Annotated in this window: 11 protein-coding genes; 10 read left to right on the top strand and 1 reads right to left on the bottom strand. The window is 63.7% G+C overall.

The features are described 5' to 3' along the window. The first annotated feature begins 34 nt into the window (after positions 1 to 34). The 10 genes from ABJ196_RS05495 to ABJ196_RS05450 all read left to right on the top strand — a co-directional run bounded on the left by ABJ196_RS05495 (position 35) and on the right by ABJ196_RS05450 (position 14,142). Positions 35 to 2,833: an FAD-binding and (Fe-S)-binding domain-containing protein gene (locus tag ABJ196_RS05495; RefSeq protein WP_347305571.1), complete on the top strand. Its 2,799-nt coding sequence runs from the start codon at positions 35 to 37 to the stop codon at positions 2,831 to 2,833. Between the two features lie 501 nt (positions 2,834 to 3,334). Next, positions 3,335 to 4,978, top strand: a complete 1,644-nt coding sequence (locus ABJ196_RS05490; protein WP_347305570.1) for an AbgT family transporter — start codon at positions 3,335 to 3,337, stop codon at positions 4,976 to 4,978. Between the two features lie 3 nt (positions 4,979 to 4,981). Continuing rightward, positions 4,982 to 6,352, top strand: a complete 1,371-nt coding sequence (locus ABJ196_RS05485; RefSeq protein ID WP_347305569.1) for a M20 family metallopeptidase — start codon at positions 4,982 to 4,984, stop codon at positions 6,350 to 6,352. 198 nt (positions 6,353 to 6,550) lie between these two features. Beyond that, complete coding sequence (locus tag ABJ196_RS05480) at positions 6,551 to 7,747, top strand: tyramine oxidase subunit B (RefSeq protein ID WP_347305568.1); 1,197 nt, start codon at positions 6,551 to 6,553, stop codon at positions 7,745 to 7,747. Between the two features lie 13 nt (positions 7,748 to 7,760). Then, the gene (gene solA / locus ABJ196_RS05475; protein WP_347305567.1) at positions 7,761 to 8,933 is read left to right on the top strand and encodes an N-methyl-L-tryptophan oxidase; all 1,173 of its coding nucleotides are present in this window, start codon (positions 7,761 to 7,763) and stop codon (positions 8,931 to 8,933) included. A 54-nt stretch (positions 8,934 to 8,987) separates the two neighbouring features. Further along, a complete protein-coding gene (locus ABJ196_RS05470; protein ID WP_347305566.1) occupies positions 8,988 to 10,418 on the top strand; it encodes an APC family permease in 1,431 nt (476 codons plus the stop codon). 174 nt (positions 10,419 to 10,592) lie between these two features. After that, positions 10,593 to 10,988 (top strand): hypothetical protein, encoded by a 396-nt coding sequence (locus ABJ196_RS05465; RefSeq protein WP_347305565.1) that lies wholly within the window; start codon positions 10,593 to 10,595, stop codon positions 10,986 to 10,988. Between the two features lie 52 nt (positions 10,989 to 11,040). Further along, positions 11,041 to 12,135 (top strand): NADH:flavin oxidoreductase/NADH oxidase, encoded by a 1,095-nt coding sequence (locus ABJ196_RS05460; RefSeq protein ID WP_347305564.1) that lies wholly within the window; start codon positions 11,041 to 11,043, stop codon positions 12,133 to 12,135. A gap of 5 nt (positions 12,136 to 12,140) precedes the next feature. Continuing rightward, positions 12,141 to 12,950 carry an SGNH/GDSL hydrolase family protein gene (locus ABJ196_RS05455; RefSeq protein WP_347305563.1) on the top strand — a complete coding sequence of 270 codons (810 nt, stop codon included), beginning with the start codon at positions 12,141 to 12,143 and terminating at the stop codon, positions 12,948 to 12,950. Between the two features lie 31 nt (positions 12,951 to 12,981). Further along, positions 12,982 to 14,142 (top strand): acyl-CoA dehydrogenase family protein, encoded by a 1,161-nt coding sequence (locus tag ABJ196_RS05450; protein ID WP_347305562.1) that lies wholly within the window; start codon positions 12,982 to 12,984, stop codon positions 14,140 to 14,142. Positions 14,143 to 14,449: 307 nt separating this feature from the next. Here ABJ196_RS05450 and hutI read toward each other — a convergent pair whose 3' ends face one another. Continuing rightward, positions 14,450 to 15,625: an imidazolonepropionase gene (hutI, locus tag ABJ196_RS05445; protein WP_347305561.1), complete on the bottom strand. Its 1,176-nt coding sequence runs from the start codon at positions 15,623 to 15,625 to the stop codon at positions 14,450 to 14,452. Position 15,626 lies beyond the last annotated feature (1 nt).

Below are 15,626 nucleotides of genomic sequence, written 5' to 3'. Positions count from 1 at the left end.
GTTCAAGCAGGTGTGAGCTTCTACTATGAAGCATATGACCATGCCCGTTTTGGATAAGTCCCTGCCCGCCGAGGATGTTCGCACGCAGCTCGTAGAGCGCGTGAAGTACGCTTCGGACGCTTCTCACTACTACAACATGCCGGAGGTCGTCGTCGTCGCGAAAGACGCGGCCGAGGTCGCCGCGGTGTTCAAAGCCGCCGCGCGCGATGCTAAGCCGGTGACGCTGCGCTCCGGCGGCACATCCCTGGCCGGTCAGGCCTCGGGTGACGGCATTCTGGTCGATACCCGCCGCCACTTCAAAGACATCGAGGTCCTCGACCAAGGCAAGCGCGTGCGCGTGCAGCCGGGCGCGACAGTCCGCCAAGTCAATGCGCGCCTGCAGCTGTGGGGCTACAAGCTTGGACCGGACCCGGCCTCGAGCTCGGCTGCGACCATCGGCGGCGTCGTCGCGAATAACTCGTCCGGCATGGCGTGTGGCACCGAATTCAACACGTACCGCACGCTCGAATCCATGACGTTCATATTGCCGTCCGGCACGATGATCAACACTGCGGACAAGGACGCCAACGCGCAGTTCAAGGCCCAGGAGCCGGAGCTCGTGGAGACTCTGGAGCGCCTGCGCCGCCGGGTCAACGACAACCCGGAGTCCGTGGACATCATCCGCCGCCACTTCGGGCTGAAGAACACGATGGGCTACGGCCTGAACTCCTTCCTCGACTTCGACGAGCCGGTCAAGCTCTTCGAGCACCTGCTCATCGGCTCCGAGGGAACCCTCGCCTTCGTCGCGGAGGCTGTCTTCCGCACCGTGCCGATTTCGAAGTTCGCCACCACCACGGTTGCGGTCTTCGACGACCTGGATTCCGCGACGCGCGCACTGCCGGATCTGCTGGATTCTGGCGCTGCGACGCTGGAGCTCATGGACTCCTCGTCCATCCGCGTGGGCCAGGAATTGAAGGGCGTGCCTGCGGCAATCACGGGCTTCGACGTGGACAAGCAGGCCGCGCTGCTCATCGAGTATCACGCCAACGAGGAAGAGGAACTACGCTGCCTCCAGGACAAGGGCTCGGCGCTCCTGCGTGAGCTGCCGCTGCGCGCACCAGCGGAGTTCTCCCAGGACCGCGTGGACCGCGCGGTGGCGTGGGCCTTCCGCAACGGCCTCTATGCCTCCGTCGCCGGCGCTCGTAAGTCCGGCACCACCGCACTCCTCGAGGACGTCGTGGTGCCAGTTCCGGATCTTGCGCCGACGTGTGAGTCCCTCCAGGAGCTGTTCAAAAAGTACGGCTACGACGACGCCGTCATCTTCGGCCACGCCAAGGACGGCAATATCCACTTCCTGCTCACGGACCGTTTCGAAGGCGACGAGGCACTGGGCCGCTACAACAACTTCAACGAGGGCATGGTCGACCTCATCCTCGCCGCCGGCGGCAACCTCAAGGCCGAGCACGGCACCGGCCGCGCCATGGCGCCCTATGTGCGCCGCCAGTACGGCGACGAGCTCTACGACGTACACCTGGAGCTCAAGCGCGCCGCCGACCCGCGCGGCACCATGAACCCGGGCGTCATCATCGACGATGACCCGGAGGCCCATATCCGCAACATCAAGCTCAACCACGAAGTCGAAATCGACATCGACCGCTGTGTCGAGTGCGGCTACTGCGAGCCGGTCTGTCCGTCGCGCAACCTCACCATGACTCCGCGCCAGCGCATCGTCGTGCGCCGCGCCATGGCCAAGGCCCGCGCCGAAGGCCGCGAAGAGGATGCCAACGAGCTCGCCGAGGCCTACGAGTACCAGGGCATCGACACCTGTGCGGTCGACTCCATGTGCGTTACCGCCTGCCCCGTGGGCATCGACACCGGCAAGTTCGTGAAGAAGCTGCGCTCCCAGCGCACCGGCGCCAAGCAAGAAGTTACCCGTGCCGCGTGGGCTGGGGCGGCGAAGGCGTGGCCGGCGGTGCCCACGGTGGCATCGGCGGCTTTGACCGGCGTCAACGTCCTGCCTACTGGCCTGGTACAAAAGGTCACCGATGTCGCACGTGCCTTGGTGGGCGAGGACATCATGCCCGAGTACCAGCCGGAGCTGGGCAAGGGCGGCAAGCTGCGCTCGCGTCTGGGTGAGCACGTCGGCGCGCCGGGCGAGCCTATCGCCGTCTACGTCCCAGCCTGCGTCAACACCATGTTCGGCCCGTCTGGCTCGGGCGTCGGCGCTACTGATGCCTTCGTGGCCCTCGCCGAGCGCGCCGGCGTGAGCCTCCGCGTGCCCAAGGACATCGACGCGCTCTGCTGTGGCACTCCGTGGACCTCGAAGGGCATGAAGAAGGGCCACGAGATCATGGAAAAGCGCGTCCAAGCCTCCCTCATGGCCGCCACGGATCACGGCCGCCTGCCCGTGCTTTCCGATGCCTCCTCCTGCTCCGAAGGCTTCAAGGCCATGGCCGAAGCCGCGGGCCTGACCGTCATCGATGCCGTGGCTTTCACGGTGGAACACATCCTGCCCACCCTTGAGGTCAAGCACAAGGTCTCCTCGATTACGCTGCACCCGACGTGCTCCTCGAAGCACCTCGACATCATCGGTGATCTCGAGACCGTCGCCAAGGCCGCCGCCCGCGAGGTCCACATCCCCGCGGATTGGAACTGCTGTGGCTACGCCGGCGACCGCGGCATGCTCCACCCGGAGCTCACCGCCTCGGCGACGCGCGAGGAGGCGAAGGAGGTCGCGGAGATCGACTCCGCGCACCACGCCTCGCTCAACCGCACCTGCGAGCTCGGTCTGTCGCGTGCGACTGGACACGAGTACCAGCATGTGCTGGAGCTGCTGGAAGTCGCGAGCCGGTAGTTCCTAGTCGCTACTTGGCCCATTGAGGTTGGCCATAGCCGCAGGTTGCGCTTTTCTCCGCGAAGAGCGCGACCTGCGGCTATGGCCTTCTTGGAAGGGCCATTTACCGTGCGATGTGTAGTCATGCCGTACGTGCTGCGCATTGTCCACGTCACGGATGCCTCTCCCCGCTGGGGCACACCTTTCGCCCAGACTATCTATCGGGATGGGGAGTTTCCCGATGCCCGCGCCGCCGCCCGCGATGATCGCGACCTTAGCCTTGGTGTCCCACTGAAATGTCATTGCGTACTTCTTCTACTGAAGGGTTCTCCTTCCAATGTGGAACTCCTGACGTGCGGGCGGGGAGGAGTGGGCGATGTGATGGGGGAGAGAACTTCGCAGAATTCGCACACTTCGGCGCGATGTCGGTTATAGTCATGCACATAGTTAGTAATTTGCATCACATTGAAAGAAGTTCGTCTCTACCGTCACGTCATTGACTCTGAATGTAAGGAGCCAGCCATGGCAACACCGACATCCGAAGGCACGCCGCGCGCCGAGGACCGTTCCCAGAAGAAGGCCGCGCAACGACAATCGGGCGGCTGGCTCGATAAGTTCCTCAACGGCGTGGAGGCAGTGGGCAACAAGCTGCCCGAGCCGTTTACTATCTTCCTCATTCTCTACGTCATCACGGCGGTAGCCTCGTCTATCCTCGCGTGGAACGGCACGAAGGTCATGGTGCCGGGCAGCGATGAGGAACTGGCCATCAAGGGCCTGTTTACGGGCGAAGGCATGGCGTGGTTCACCACGACGCTGGGCGAGAACTACATTGGTTTCCCGCCGCTGCTCACGGTGCTGCCCATCCTGCTGGCGGTCGGCGTGGCGGAGCGCTCCGGAATGCTCTCCGCGCTCATTCGCAAGCTCTTCGGCTCGGCGCATCCCACGCTGCTGCCGTACGCGGTCGGCGTCATCGGTGTTACTGCGTCCGTCATGGCGGATGCCGCGTTCGTCGTCGTGCCGCCGCTCGCCGCGATGGTCTTTAAGGCGGCGGGCCGCCACCCGGTCGCGGGGCTCATCGGCGGCTTCGCGGCCGTCGGCGCGGGCTACTCCACGGCACTCGTGCCCACGAGTTTGGATGCCCTCTTCGCCGGAATCACCAACGCCGTCATGCAGACGCTGCCGAATTTTGAGTTCGCGGACGTCAATGCGGTGAGTAACTACTTCTTCAACATCACGAGCTCGATTGTCCTCGGTATCGTGGCCGGCTTCATCATCGACAAGGTCATTGAGAAGCGCATGTGGCAGCAGGAGGTCCCTACCGAGGAGCACATCAACCCGGAGGAGGCCGCCAAGCGCGGCGACCGCGACGAAAACGGCGAAGAGCTCAGTGCCGAACTGTCCAAGCAGGAAATGCGTGGCCTCATCTTCTCGGTCCTCGCGGCCGTCGTCATCACCGCGGTTATCCTCTTCGCTGCGCTCATCCCGGACTCCCCGTGGCGCAACGAGACGGGCGGTTACTTGCCCAAGTCGCCGCTTCTGAGCTCCATTGTCTTCATCGTCTTCCTCTGCTTCCTTGTCATGGGCATCGTCTACGGCCGCATCGTGGGCACGGTGAAGAACGTCAAGGACGTCGTGGACATGATGATTGGCTCGCTCAAGGACATGCTGTCCTTCCTCGTCCTCGCGTTCATCCTTGGCCAGTTCGTCGCACTCTTCGCATGGACCGGCATCGGTACCTTCACGGCGGTCCATGGCGCGGCCTTCCTCGAATCCATCGGGCTCACCGGCTTCCCGGCGGTCCTCGCGTTCATTGTGCTGGCCTCGCTGCTCAACCTGCTTATCATCTCAGGTTCGTCCATGTGGACGCTCATGGCCTCCGTCTTCGTCCCGATGTTCGCGCTGCTGGGCTATGAGCCAGCGTTCATTCAGGCCGCGTTCCGCGTGGGTGACTCCGCGACGCAGATCATCACCCCGCTTAACCCGTACATGATTGTTATGCTGGGCCTTCTCCAGCGCTACGAACCGAAGGCGGGCCTGGGCACGCTGATGTCGCGTCTTATTCCTTTCGTCATCCCGTTCTTCACGGCATGGGCCATCCTGCTCGCCATCTGGTTCTACGCGGACCTGCCGCTGGGGCCGGGCAACGGAATTATGATCGAGGGATAATGCATGGCTGATTCACCTGAAGAACATCCCACCCCGCCGTCGACGGCGTACCTCGACGCGATGCATCGTCAGCTCGAGGGCGATATCGAGCGCGTCATTGAGGCCGCCGTCGCCCCCACCGCACCCACTGCAGCGTGGGAGCTCATTGCGAGCTGCGCAGACGAACTCACGGACACCCTCAACCACATCGTGGCGGATCTTCACGCACATCCGGAGACCGCCTTCGAGGAATACCGCAGCTGCGCCTTGCTCGCGGACATTATCGAAGAACGCGGCTTCACCGTCACGCGCGGTGCCTACGGCGTGGAGACCGCCTTTGAGGCGTCCTGGCAAAGCCCCGATTTCGACGAAAGTAAGCACCCCACCGTCGCTATCCTCGCCGAGTACGACGCCTTGCCTGGCATCGGTCATGCGTGCGGCCACAACATCATTGCGGCCGCGGGCGTGGGCGCGTTCCTCGCGCTCACCGCGGCGCTGCAGCGGATGGAGACGGTGCCCGCGGGGCGCATCGTCGTGCTGGGGACCCCGGCCGAAGAGGGCCATACGGGCAAGGAATACATGATTCGCGGCGGCGCCTTTGACGGCGTCGATTGCGCGATGATGGTCCACGGCTTCGGCTACGACATCGCCTCACACGTGTGGCTGGGACGTCGCAGCGCCACCATCACGTTTGAGGGCGTGCCCGCGCACGCCTCCGCAAGCCCATTCATGGGGCGCAACGCGCTCGATGCTGCAACACTCGCATACCAGGGCCTCGGACTTTTGCGCCAACAGATGCCGCCGGGGGATAGGCTCCACGCGATTATCGAGGACGGCGGCGATTCACCCAACGTCATCCCGCGGCATGCCTCGCTCAACCTCTACGTGCGCTCGGGTGAGGTGGAAACCCTCCTCGATTTGTCCCGCCGCGTCGACGACATCATGCAGGGTGCCGCACTCATGTCCGGCTGCGGCTACCGCGTCGAGTGGGACCTCAATCCCATGTCACTGCCGGTGCGCAACAACGAGGCCCTCGCACAGCGGTGGGCGCGCACGCAGTCCCTGCGCGGCCGTGTTGCCTTGCCTGCCGGCGTCGTTCCGGAGACCCTCGCTGCGTCCACGGACTTTGGCAACGTCTCGCACCTTGTGCCCGGTATCCACCCCGTTATCAAGGTCTCGCCCGACGATGTCGCCCTGCATACCGAAGCCTTCCGCGAATGGGCTATCAGCGACAACGCCCGCACCGCCGCTGCCGATGCCGCCGTGGGGCTCGCCCAGACTGCCTTCGACGTTCTCGCCGATCCCGAGCTTCTCGATGCCACCCGCGCCGAGTTCGCCGCCGCCGGTGGCGCTAAGTCGGTGGAGCAATTGTTGAGTGGGGAGCATCAGATTTAGTCGTTGTTGCACGTGCCGCCTCTTTGAGGCGGCTTTCGTGTTTTTCGTGGTGGCCACATGCCCGCCTTGGGCCCTTGGCCTGCATTTTGAATGAAAAGACCTAGTTTCTATTGACCTATAGAAAGCTCCACTCTAGAGTACCTGTCATGCGATAGAAATAAATATATCGCAAACCGGATATGAAAGAAGGGCACGTACATGACGACGACGATTGCAGCTCCCATCCCCGCCTCGGCGTTTTCTGTAGATTCTGCGGCGCATATCGGGACATTGTTCCTCAGCGAGCAGGACATGGTGGCCGCGGGTGTGACGGATATGGCGGCCTGTGTGGAGACGATGGAAGAAGTCTTCCGCTGCCTCGGCGAAGGTGATTTCCGCATGGCGGGAGCCAACGGTGCCTCGCACGGCGCGATGGTCTCCTTTCCCGAAGCACCGGTGCACGAGGGGATGCCCGCAGACGGCCCGGATCGCCGCTTTATGGCGATGCCGGCGTACATTGGCGGTCGCTTTCGCGCGACGGGCGTGAAGTGGTATGGCTCGAACGTGGAGAACCGCGTGGTGGGTCTGCCGCGCTCCATCCACACGTTCATTCTCAACGACACGGTGACCGGCGCGCCCAAGGCGATGATGAGCGCAAACCTAATTTCCGCGTATCGCACAGGTGCGGTGCCGGGTGTGGGCGCCAAGTATTTTGCGCGACCGGACGCGAAGGTCGCCGGCGTGGTCGGCCCGGGCGTGATGGGCAAGACTGCCGTGGCATCCTTTGCGGCGGTATGCCCGCTTCTCGATACGGTGAAGATCAAGGGCCGCGGTCAGGCATCGCTTGAAAGCTTTGTGGAGTGGGTACGTCGCGAGGTGCCGCAGATTAAGAACATTGTCATCGTTGATACCGAAGAACAAGCAGTGCGAGGTTCGGATCTCGTCACCGTGACGACCACAGCGCCAGCAGGCTCGGAGAACTACCCGTTCCTCAAACACGAATGGCTCAAGCCCGGGGCTTTTGTGGCGCTGCCAGCGATGACGAACATGGACGATGAGTTCTTGGCCAGCGACGGCGTGCGCTTGCTTGTCGATTACCGCGGCCTCTACGAAGCATGGCAGGAAGAATACGCCCCCGATGCTTTCGAGACCGTCGGCATTATCGGCAATAAGTTCCTACAGATGGAAAAGTCCGGTGCATTGCCGGACGGTAAGGTGGAGGACATCGCAGACGTCGTGCGCGAGGTCGCCGCGGGAAAGTCCGTGGGTCGGACTCACGACGAAGATATCATCATCATGTCCGTGGGCGGAATGCCCGTCGAAGACGTGGCTTGGGCGCAGGAGTGCTACGACCGGGCGCGGGAGAGGGGCATCGGCAGCATGCTCACCTTCTGGGACGAGCCGGCGCTGGCGTAGGAAGGGTACGACGATGAGCAATGTGATTCGCGACGTTGACTACGCGGTTGTCGGCCTGGGATCCGTGGGATCGATGGCCCTCTGGCAACTCGCTGGCGCGGCCCCGGAGGGGACATCGATCCTCGGTCTGGAGCAGTTCGGTCGGTTGCATCCGTTCGGCTCCTATGCTGGCGAATCGCGCCTGTACCGCATGGCGCTCAAGGAAGGGGATAAGTACATCGAACTGGCTCGCGCCGCGCGGCCGTTGTGGCTGGAGCTCAACGAGCTCTCCGGCCGTGACGTGTTCGTGCCAGCCGGCGCCTTGAGCATCGGCGCGGCCGATAGCTCGGAAATCGCGGCTACTCTCGCCGCCATCGACAAGCACGATCTGGACTACGAAATGCTCTCGGGCGAGGAACTTCGCGAGCGCTACCCGCAGTTCGACTACCTGCCGGACGACGTCGGCATCGTCGACCCCAACGGCGGCGGAATTCGCCCCGAGCTGGCGGTGGCGACTGCGCAAAAGCAGGCGGAGAAACTCGGTGCAGAAATCATGGATAACACGCCGGTGTTGAGCCTTGATTACACAGCAAAGGGCGTGATTATAGAAACGGAGGCGGGGCTTATTGTGGCCAAGCGCGTTATCTGCACCGCCGGTTCGTGGACTGGACAGCTTGTGGAGGAGACCGCACGTCTCATCAACGTCCGGCGTGTCTTCCTCACGTGGTTCGCCCCGGAACACATCGATTCCTTTACTCCCACCAGCCTGCCTGTCTTCCTGCGTGACATGCGCGATCCGGACGGCACGCTACATCACACCTTCGGTGCGCCCAGCTTGGACGGCTACAGCGTCAAGGTCACCAACGGGTCGATGGGCCCCGATTACGATAGCGTTGCCGACTTGGACCTTACGGTTCCGCAGGACTATTTGTCCGAGGCCAGCGCAGACGTACGCTCGTCCATACCGGGCTTCTTCGAGGGCGTGCCGCGCGCCTCTGTGCACCACGACGGCTTCACTGCCGACAACACACCGATCATCGACACGTTTGGCGCCGTGACCGTCGCCGCTGGGATGAGCGGACGTGGGATGAAGTTCGCCCCCATCTACGGCCAGTTGTGTGCTCAGCTGGCGCTCGGCCAGACTCCGCCGCTGTATAACGCGGAAGAGTTTTCCATCGCGGCGCACACTCACGCCGTGCCAGCATAAACCACCACGCGGGTCCACACGGGCCCGCGTTACTTCTTTCTAAGGAAGCCTCTTATGTCTATTACACTCTCGCGCCCAAGGGTCGAGTCACCCAATACTGAATTACACGCAGGCAGCCTCGGTACCGGTTCCATCGTATTCATGGTGGTCGCTGCTGCCGCCCCACTCACTGTCATCGCCGGCGCGCTTCCGCTGGGGATCGCTCTCGGCAACGGTCCGGGGTACCCTGCCATGTACGCCGTCTCCGCCATTCTCTTAGGCCTCTTCTCCGTCGGGCTGACGACGATGTCCAAACACCTCGCCGAGCCCGGTGCCTTCTACTCCTATGTCGAAGCCGCCTTCGGCCGCAAACCCGGAATCGGTACCGCGTACCTTGCCCTGCTGACGTACACCACGATTCAGCTCTCGGTCTACGGCTACCTCGGGGCGTCGCTGGCCGCGCTGTGCGCGCCAATTATCGCGCTGCCCTGGTGGATCTACACCCTCGCGATGGTCGCCGTGGTGGGCTTTCTGGGCTATCGCCGCATTGAGCTGTCGTCCAAAGCGCTAGGTGTTCTGCTCATCTCCGAGATCGCCATCGTCGTCCTCATCGACGTCTTCGTGGTGGGGCGCGGCGCAGCCGCTCAGAGCCTAAACCTCGAGTCCTTCACGCCGGACGCCATCGGCTCCGGCGCTCCGGGCATCGGACTCATGCTCGCCCTTGCTGGCTTCATCGGATTCGAAGCTACCACCGTATTCCGCGCAGAGGCCAAGGATCCAGACCGCGTGATCCCGCGCGCCACGTATATCTCCGTCGCTATCATCGGAATCTTCTACACCGTCTCCGCATGGGCCATCGTCCAAGCGTGGGGAACCGATGCCGTCGTGGCCGCCGCGTCCGAGGATCCCGAAGGCCTCGTTATGGCCACCGCCGTGCACTACCTCGGTCCCTGGGCCGGACACGTGGTTCAGGTCCTCCTCATTACCAGTCTCTTCGCCGCGGTTCTGAGCTTCCACAACGTGCTTGCACGCTACCAACATGCCATTTCACACAAGCGCGGCCTGCCGCGTCAGCTGCGCCGCGTGCACGACACGTACGAATCCCCACACCTGTCGTCTCTGGTGCAGTCTCTTACTGCCAGCGTCCTCGTCCTCGCATGTGCCCTGGTTGGACTCGACCCAGTGCTCCAAGTCTTTACGTGGTTCTCTGGCGTAGCGACATTCAGCATTGTCGTTCTCATGCTGCTCACCAGCGCAGCTATCATCGCGTTCTTCCGTGGGCGCCAGGATCTGAATTTGAACCTCTGGCAGAGCACCATTGCCCCGCAGCTGTCCGCCGTGGGACTTGCCGTGGCGCTCTACCTCGTTGCCTCCAACCTCTCGGTCTTGGTCGATAGCACCCTCATCGCTGGCATCATCCTTGCCGGTGTGCCCGCACTCTTCGTAGCGGGGTGGTGCTTTGGCACGGTAATTCCCGAGCATGACCGTGCTGAGCAGCACGCGTAGCGTGATTCATTAAAAGTCAAAGTCTAGAATGTCCCCGTGAGCCATGGGCTCCGGGGACATTCTTCGCCGCTGGCAGCAAATCTGCATCGAGTTTTGAGGGAAAGAGAAAATGCGAGACTGCGCTCGATTCTTCAAACCCCAGTGAAGCTCACTGTCATTAGTTACGCCCGACGTATGCGTTCTGTTCTCATGGTGGTTCTCACCGCAGCTTCCTCGGTCATTGCCCTTTCTTCCCCAATTGCGACTGCTCAATCGTCCGATATGACGCAACAGGAACGCGACCAGTGGAGCACCGATCCGCTGGGCGCCGTGCTGTGGACCGGCATTAAGGGGAGTTCGAATGCGCTCCGCGGCGACCCGGTCGCGATGTCGGTGGCGTCGGTATATTCGATGGGCTCGCCGAGCGACGTGTACCCGGGTGCCTTCGGCAAGGTGGACCAGTGCGCGAAGTTCTTTACCTCGTCCAGTCCACTGGGCGGCGTGCGTTTTACTGCTGCAGGGCTGTGCATCATGACGAATCCGTCGCTGCGTGCGGAGCTTGCGGAGCAACCGGGGATTCCGCTGTTTTAATCCCAGCATCACGCTCGTAGCGGTGGCGCATTCCGGTGGTAACCTGGCGCCAATGTCGAACACTTTGTTTAGCTCTTGGACCATTCGCGACCTGGAACTGAAGAACCGTGTGGTCCTGCCGCCCATGTGCCAATACGCGGTAGACGCCGAAGATGGCGTGGTGGGGCAGTGGCACCGCGTGCATTATGGTGCGCGTGCTGCTGGTGGTTTCGGGCTGGTCATCGCGGAGGCCACTGCCGTCGTGCCAGAGGGCCGCATTTCCCCGCGTGATGCTGGTATCTGGAACGACGAACAGGTCGCCGCGTGGTCGCAGGTCACGGACATCATCCATGCGATGGGTGCTAAGGCCGGTATTCAATTGGGTCACGCTGGCCGCAAGGCCTCGACATATCCCATGTTGCCGGAGCAGCCGAACGGCACGGTGCCAGAAAGCGAGAGCGGCTGGGAGCCGGTCGCGCCGTCCGCTATCTCTTTCGGTGAGGGATTCGCCGTGCCTCGCGAGCTGACGACCGAGGAGGTCGCGGCCATTCCGCAGGCATTTGCCGCAGCCGCGCGCCGAGCTGTGGATGCGGGCTTTGACGCCTTGGAAATTCACGGCGCGCACGGCTACCTCATTCACCAGTTTCTCGATCCTATCTCGAATCAGCGCACTGATCGTTATGGCGAGAACCGCCAGCTGTTGGCACTCGAGGTCATCGAGGCGATCCGCGCCGCGGTTCCCGAGGAGACCCCGCTCATCATGCGCGTCTCCGCCACGGACTGGCTTGAAGACGACGCTCATTCCTGGCGCGTGGCTGACACGGTGGAACTTGCCCGTGCCGCCAAGGAACGCGGCGTGGACGTCATGCACGTCTCCACGGGCGGCAATGTCATAACGGATATTCCGACGGGCCCCGGCTACCAGGCGCCTTTCGCACGTATGGTCCGCGAGGAGGCAGACATCCCGACCATCGCGGTGGGCATGATTACCGATCCCCGCCTGGCTAGCTACCTGGTGAGCTCCGAGACTGCCGATGCCGTCGCTGTCGGCCGTGCTGCACTCTACAACCCCAGCTGGCCCCAGGCCGCCGCAAATTCTTTGGGTATCGACGTTGCGGCACCGTCCGTGGCGCGACCCAAGTACTACTTCCGCGGTACCTTCCGGTAATCGTGATGCGCCGCCGCCTACTCGTCGCGCTCGCATGCGTGGCGCTGGGCGGTTGTTCAACCAGTCCGTCGCCGAGCGTGTCGGAGTCGGCGTCCGCGCCTGAGCCGGTGCACTATGTCGCACTCGGGGATTCCTACGCCGCGATGGGTTCGCGCGCTGTCACGGATCCCGGCGACCCCTGTGCCGTCGCGGCGGATTCGTACCCTGTTCTCCTTGCGGACGCGCTGGGAGTGGAAGATTTCGTCAACGCGTCGTGCCAAGGCGCCGTGACCGCGGACGTGGGGGAGAAGACGGCGTTGGGGACGGCGGCATCGGAAGGCTCGCCGCAGGTGGCGGCGCTGGGGGAAGAGACGGACCTGGTGACGCTGAGCATCGGTGGCAACGATGTGAGCTTCATCGACATGACGCGGTGCTTCGAGAACGCGTGCCCGGCGGGGCTGCGCGAGAAGGTGGCGGGCGAGCTTGAAGAGCTGCCAGCGCGGCTGGACGATGTGTACGTGGCGATTGAACAACGAGCACCGGGTGCGCGCGTCGTCGCCACGGGGTACATGCCGTTGCTCAACGACGCATGTACGGACGTGCCCGACGCGGCGTGGCTCGCGGAGCAGATCAATCGCATCAACGGGGAAGTGCGCGCGGCCGCCGAGAGGCATGGCGCGACGTACGTGATGCCGGCGGGCGCGGGGGAGCACACTGGGTGCTCGGCGGAGCCGTGGGTGGATTTCACGGGCGAGGCCACGGGCTCGTACCCCATGCACCCCACGGCGGCGGGGCAGCAGGCGATGGCGGAGGCGGTGCGGGCAGAAATCGTGTGAGACAGCGCTCAGTGTAGTTAGAATGTGACGCATGACTACTCCTACGGATCTCGTCAATGTAGAAAGGCTGCTCAGCCCCGAGGAAATCGCGACGCGCGACCGCGTGCGTGCCTTCGTGGAGGCGCGGATTAAGCCCAACATCGCGCAGTGGTTTGAGGAGGCGATTGTTCCTACTGAGCTGTTCAAGGAGCTCGCGGAAGAGGGACTGTTCGGCATGCACCTGGACGGCTACGGCTGCCCGGGTAAGACGGCGGTGGAGTACGGGCTGGCAATGCAGGAGCTCGAGGCCGGCGACTCCGGCATTCGCACGGTGGGCTCGGTGCAGGGGTCGCTGGCGATGTCCGCGATTTATAAGCATGGCTCGGAGGAACAAAAGCAGCAGTGGTTGCCGCGTATGGCGCGGGGTGAGGTCATCGGTTGCTTCGGGCTCACGGAGCCGACCGCCGGTTCGGACCCGGCGAACATGCTCACCACGGCGCGCCGGGACGGTGATGAGTGGGTCATCGACGGCGCCAAGCGCTGGATTGGCCTGGCTAGCGTGGCCCAGGTTGCGATTATTTGGGCGAAGGTCGACGGCACGGTGCGCGGGTTCATCGTGCCCACAGATACGCGGGGCTTTACCGCGACGCCGATTACACAGAAGCTGTCCATGCGCGCGTCCATCCAGTGCGACATTTCTTTGGACGGCGTGCGCGTGCCTGCCGATGCCCTCCTTCCGGAGAATCCCGGCCTCAAGGGCCCCTTCATGTGCCTCAACGAGGCACGCTTCGGAATTACCTTCGGCGCGTTGGGTGCTGCGCGGGATGCGCTCGAGGCCGCTTTAAGCTACGCGAAGGAGCGCAAGCAATTCGACAAGCCGCTCGCGGCGTTCCAGCTTACGCAGCAAAAGCTGGTGGACATGGCGTTGCGCTTGAACCAAGCGCAGCTGCTCGCACTGCACTTGGGGCGCGCGAAGGACGCGGGAACGCTCACCCCGCAGCAGATTTCCGCGGGCAAACTCACCAGCTGCCGTACCGCGATCGATATTTGCCGCACGGCGCGCACCATCTTCGGCGGCAACGGGATTACCGGTGACTACTCGCCGCTGCGGCACGCCAATAACCTGGAATCCGTTATGACCTACGAAGGCACGGAGGAAATCCACACGCTCATCTTGGGTCGGCAGCTTACCGGCGAGGCCGCGTTTAGTTAACGAGAGCTCGCGCGGCCTAAGCTTGGGCGTTATGCGCCACATCTCTTGGGCCTTGGCGGCCGTTGCCGCGATCGCAGGCTTATCTGCGTGCTCGGCCCACGCGTTCGTGCCGAAGGACCTGCACTACGTGGCCTTGGGGGATTCCTATGCGGCGATGCCCTCGCCGAAACTCTCCAGTAATCCCGCTTTTGGATATGCGTGGCGAGAAATCTCGGCTTCAGGTTCTTGGGTCCAAGAAAACGACGGTAACTCGTATGAGTCGCGCGAGAATTCGAAAATTTTCGGCAACTCATACGAGTTACAAACTCTAGACCAGCTTTCCGGCGACGTAGGTCTGGTATGTCTGCGGCATGCCTGGGCGGTAGGCCAAGTCGATGGCGCTGGTGCGTTGGAGGACGTGGAGGTCCGCAGCGGCGCCGGGGACCAGCGTGCCCTTGGCCGGGCGTCCCTGGGGGTCGAGACCGTCGCCGACGTCGTGGCGGCGCAGGGCCTTGGCACCGCCGGTCGTCGCGGCGGCAATGGCCTCGTCGAGCGTGAGGTGTTGCTGCAGAACCGCGGTGGCCACGCAGAAGTTCATCGACGAGGTATACGAGGTGCCTGGGTTGAGATTGGATGCGATGGCGATGGTCGCGCCCGCGTCGAGGAGACGGCGGCCCGGGGCGAGCGGCTGACGCGTGGACAAATCGCACGCGGGCAGGAGCGTCGCGACGGTATCGGAGTTCGCAAGGGCCGCGATGTCCGCGTCCGTAACGTAGTTGACGTGGTCGACGCTCGCCGCGCCAAGTTCGACGGCGAGCTGGACGCCCGGGCCGTCGCCCAGCTGGTTGCCGTGGACGCGTATGCCTAGGCCACGCGCCTGACCCGCTTCCAGAACGCGGCGGGACTGTGACTCGTTGAAGGCACCGCGCTCACAGAAGACGTCGATCCAACGCACGTACGGGGCCACGCCGTCGAGCATCGGGCCGACGACCTCGTCGAGGTACTCGTCGGCGTCCGCACCCGGCGGGACGAGGTGGGCACCCAAAAACGTGACGTCGTCGGCGAACTCGGCGGCAATCTGCGCGGATTCCACCTCCGAGGCCGTGTTGAGCCCGTAGCCGGTCTTCGTCTCAAAGGTCGTCGTGCCACCGGCGCGGCCGGCGGCGCTGCGGTCGCGGACGAGCGCGCGGAGCCGCTCTGCGCCAGCCGAGCGCGTGGCCTCCATGGTCACCGCGATGCCGCCGGCCTCATAGGACGAGCCAGCCAGGCGTGCCTCGAACTCCGCGCCGCGGTTGCCGTCGAAGACCATGTGCGTGTGCGAGTCGACCCAGCCGGGCAGGACGGCCCGGCCGCCGAGGTCGACCGTCTCCTCGCAGGCGGGGGCGTCGGAAGCTTGGCCTACCCAGATGATGATGCCGTCGGCGACGGCGAGGGCGGCATCGGCAAGCGTGCCAGCGGAAGAGACGGTGCGCAGTTCGCTGATTCCGGTAAAGAGCGTGGACATA

It is taken from the genome of Corynebacterium sp. SA-MJD20WY100, from assembly GCF_039822565.1.
GTDB classification, from domain to species: domain Bacteria; phylum Actinomycetota; class Actinomycetes; order Mycobacteriales; family Mycobacteriaceae; genus Corynebacterium; species Corynebacterium phoceense_A.
Note: the sequence above shows the minus strand (reverse complement) of the source record. Positions and strands in the feature narration are given on the sequence as shown.

Coding starts and splice junctions, on each gene's coding strand:
- ABJ196_RS05495 (WP_347305571.1), top strand. CDS start 35: ATGACCATGCCCGTTTTGGATAAGTCCCTGCCCGCCGAGGATGTTCGC.
- ABJ196_RS05490 (WP_347305570.1), top strand. CDS start 3,335: ATGGCAACACCGACATCCGAAGGCACGCCGCGCGCCGAGGACCGTTCC.
- ABJ196_RS05485 (WP_347305569.1), top strand. CDS start 4,982: ATGGCTGATTCACCTGAAGAACATCCCACCCCGCCGTCGACGGCGTAC.
- ABJ196_RS05480 (WP_347305568.1), top strand. CDS start 6,551: ATGACGACGACGATTGCAGCTCCCATCCCCGCCTCGGCGTTTTCTGTA.
- solA (WP_347305567.1), top strand. CDS start 7,761: ATGAGCAATGTGATTCGCGACGTTGACTACGCGGTTGTCGGCCTGGGA.
- ABJ196_RS05470 (WP_347305566.1), top strand. CDS start 8,988: ATGTCTATTACACTCTCGCGCCCAAGGGTCGAGTCACCCAATACTGAA.
- ABJ196_RS05465 (WP_347305565.1), top strand. CDS start 10,593: ATGCGTTCTGTTCTCATGGTGGTTCTCACCGCAGCTTCCTCGGTCATT.
- ABJ196_RS05460 (WP_347305564.1), top strand. CDS start 11,041: ATGTCGAACACTTTGTTTAGCTCTTGGACCATTCGCGACCTGGAACTG.
- ABJ196_RS05455 (WP_347305563.1), top strand. CDS start 12,141: ATGCGCCGCCGCCTACTCGTCGCGCTCGCATGCGTGGCGCTGGGCGGT.
- ABJ196_RS05450 (WP_347305562.1), top strand. CDS start 12,982: ATGACTACTCCTACGGATCTCGTCAATGTAGAAAGGCTGCTCAGCCCC.
- hutI (WP_347305561.1), bottom strand. CDS start 15,625: ATGTCCACGCTCTTTACCGGAATCAGCGAACTGCGCACCGTCTCTTCC.